We start from the raw sequence: 2,654 nt of genomic DNA on the forward strand, positions 1-2,654 counted from the left end.
AGGCGCTCCTGCGAAAAGCAGCCGAGCGAACCGTCGAAGGCCTCTGGCGTACCATCGGAACAATCCTCGACGCCTTCACTCCCGACGAATGCAAAAACTACTTCAGGGCTGCCGGGTATGAGCCGGAATAACGTGAAAATGCTCTAGCGAGAAGCGATCCAATAGCGGATTCATCACGGGCCGCGGTGCCCGGGGCCGCGAACGAACCGCTGTTCTCGTCGCTGATGCAGGCGGAACGTCGCCGACCACCGGGCGACCCGATGGCCCCAGGAGCCGGTGAGGACAGCGGGGGACTAGCGATCATGCCTTCCACGCGTCACCGGCTTCGGCAACACCAAGAAGCCTGGAACCTTTACTATTCAGATTTAGCTAATGGCGGAACGATCCAAGGTTCGGCAGTCCTAACATAACAGTTAGTCAGTCGTTCCAGGAAGGTCGGGCTGCTGCGGAGCGAAGGGGCGGCTCCAGAAGCGTGACCCACGCAGACCGAAGCGCCAGGGCCGCTCGGGCGCTTTGGAAATGCCTATTCGAGTGCCGCTCACGATTGGCGGCCGTTCACTGGGTGCGCGCACGAAAAATGGGGGTTCCGTCAAACTCAGGCCGTTATGAACATTGGTTATTCCAAGCGCCCTTGCGAGCCGCCCGGGTCCCGAGCAGAGATTTCTCTCCGTCCCTCGCCGCATGATCATCTTATCGATGCCGACCTCCGGGGCTATCGCGCGGATCAAAACGGCGCCATGGCCCTCCGCAACGACATTGAAACACCAATGCAAGCCGTAGGAGCGGTAGACATAGGCGTGCCCGGAATCCCCGAACATCGTTGCGTTGGCGGGAGTGCGGCCGCGATAGCTGTGTGATGCGGGATCGTCACGAAGATAGGCCTCGGTTTCGACGATCGTGCCTCCCACGCCGTCGACAAGGAGCAGCGCTCCGATCAGCTCCTTCGCAAGCTCGACGGCGTCAGCGCATTCGAAGGAGCCAGGCGAAGTATGCGGAATCGTCATGGTCCGTTTTTTCACTGGAGCCGTCCGATGAAATCGCAACGGCCGGAAGAGCAATTGGTTCTAAGGATTTTCCGCAATGCGGAATAGCGCAGGAGCCCTATGGCCCATCGCACCTGTCCGATCGGCCCCCCAACTTTCGCGCATGGAGCACTCGGGGAATTTATTTGGGAACTTTGGCTCACACCCTCCGTTGCCGCATTGATGCAGCACCAGCGGAGCAGTCCCATGATGTTCGTTCAGCAGATCAAGGAGGGCCAGAAGGTCGTTGGCGCCGACGGAGGCCACGTCGGCACCGTGGATAGCCTCAGCGGCCAGTTACTGAAGCTAAAGAAAAATGATCCGGAATCAGGCGGCGCGCATCACTATCTGGACATCGGGCTCGTGGTCGCCATAGACGGCGACTCTATCAAACTCATTTTGCCGGCCTCCGAGGCCAAGGAACGCTGGTCCCAGGCCGCTGAGTAGATGCATCGGCGCGCATTTGTAGCGGGCGCTTGCAGTGCCGCGATCGCTTCCAATACCCCGAGAGCGGAGTCCAGGATTCCTGTCGACCGATATGGCCCGACGACTGGTTCGAAGCCGGCGATTGTCCTGCTCCACGGCTCGGATGGCCTCACAAATGGTGGTCGCTACGAGTTTGCGGCCCAAGCCATTGCCGCAGCCGGCTACGCCGTATTCCTGCCCCGCTACTTCGAAGCCACCGGGGATCGCAGAGCTCGCTATGGCGAAATCCAAGCTAAGTTTCCGGTTTGGAGGCAGGCTATCGAGAGCTCCTTGGGTGGGGAGATCGAGCGCGCCATCGGCGTTGCCCCTGGTCGTATAGGCGTGGTCGGGTTCTCGCTTGGCGCGGCTTTGGCACTTGCCCTTGCCGCCAGGACACCTCGCATCAATGCCGTGGTCGACTTTTTTGGCTTTGCACCGCCAGGGCTGGAAGGAGCCCGGAGGTTGCCTCCAACGCTCATCCTTCACGGCGACGCCGACCGCGTGGTGCCGGTATCCAATGCGGTTTCGATCGAGCGGACCCTCAAATCGCGCGGCGGCGTCGTGGAGAGAGATATTTACCCCGGTGAAGGACACGGGCTGTCGTTTGCCGCGCTGCCGGATGCCGTCGGTAGAACACTGGAGTTCCTTCGACGTTACCTGTGAATGGTACGCTGACTCCAGGGCACAAATCGCATTTCCGGGAGTTAGGCGGCGACCGAACATGTCCCACGCGCCTTTTGCAGACCTTCGGAAAGTCGCAAGAGGGTGGAGAGCGGAATTCGCGTGCATAACTCCGCCCGAGTGAATGCGCCAACTGCCGATGTGAGGGCATTGCCTCAAACCGGACGTAGGAAAGCACCGAAGCGACCACGCAACCGCCGGCCTAACCCGGCCGCCGCCGCCCTTTGAGCACCTGCCTAGCGGTCTCTTTGGGTGTCTCACCAAACCGGCGTTGATAAGCGGTCGCAAATCGCGCCGAATTGGCGAAGCCGTATCGGCGGGCAACTTCGCTGACAACCGCCTCAGTAGAGCGGTTGGCCAGTTCATCTCTTACCAGGTCGAGCCGGATACGATGGAGAGCGGCTAACGGCGTCTGGTCGCGAAAACGATTGAACACGGCCTCGAGAGTTCGCAGACTGCATCCTGCGACAGCCGCAACATGCTCCA

The 2,654-nt window shown here is 60.6% G+C and carries 4 protein-coding genes and 1 pseudogene; 3 read left to right on the forward strand and 2 right to left on the reverse strand.

Features of this window, described 5'->3' with window-relative positions:
- Window positions 1–131: pseudogene (locus AC1D34_RS36460) on the forward strand (IS630 family transposase); the annotation flags it as partial.
- Between the two features lie 282 nt (window positions 132–413).
- On the opposite strand, the gene AC1D34_RS36465 reads toward AC1D34_RS36460, so the two are convergent.
- Window positions 414–1,004 (reverse strand): DNA-3-methyladenine glycosylase, encoded by a 591-nt coding sequence (locus tag AC1D34_RS36465; RefSeq protein ID WP_441508555.1) that lies wholly within the window; start codon window positions 1,002–1,004, stop codon window positions 414–416.
- Between the two features lie 225 nt (window positions 1,005–1,229).
- Between AC1D34_RS36465 and AC1D34_RS36470 the strand changes: the two genes are divergently transcribed.
- Window positions 1,230–1,469, forward strand: coding sequence for a DUF2171 domain-containing protein (locus tag AC1D34_RS36470; RefSeq protein WP_441508554.1), 240 nt, complete (start codon window positions 1,230–1,232; stop codon window positions 1,467–1,469).
- Complete coding sequence (locus AC1D34_RS36475; protein WP_441508553.1) at window positions 1,470–2,150, forward strand: dienelactone hydrolase family protein; 681 nt, start codon at window positions 1,470–1,472, stop codon at window positions 2,148–2,150.
- Between the two features lie 220 nt (window positions 2,151–2,370).
- On the opposite strand, the gene AC1D34_RS36480 is transcribed toward AC1D34_RS36475, so the two are convergent.
- Window positions 2,371–2,654 (reverse strand): helix-turn-helix domain-containing protein (locus AC1D34_RS36480; RefSeq protein ID WP_476826892.1); only part of this gene is annotated, 284 nt, incomplete at its 5' end.

It is taken from the genome of Allobosea sp. P1_A7, assembly GCF_056406775.1.

Excerpts from the sequence above, each read along its gene's own strand:
- AC1D34_RS36465 (WP_441508555.1), bottom strand. The coding sequence starts at position 1,004 with ATGACGATTCCGCATACTTCGCCTGGCTCCTTCGAATGCGCTGACGCC.
- AC1D34_RS36470 (WP_441508554.1), top strand. The coding sequence starts at position 1,230 with ATGATGTTCGTTCAGCAGATCAAGGAGGGCCAGAAGGTCGTTGGCGCC.
- AC1D34_RS36475 (WP_441508553.1), top strand. The coding sequence starts at position 1,470 with ATGCATCGGCGCGCATTTGTAGCGGGCGCTTGCAGTGCCGCGATCGCT.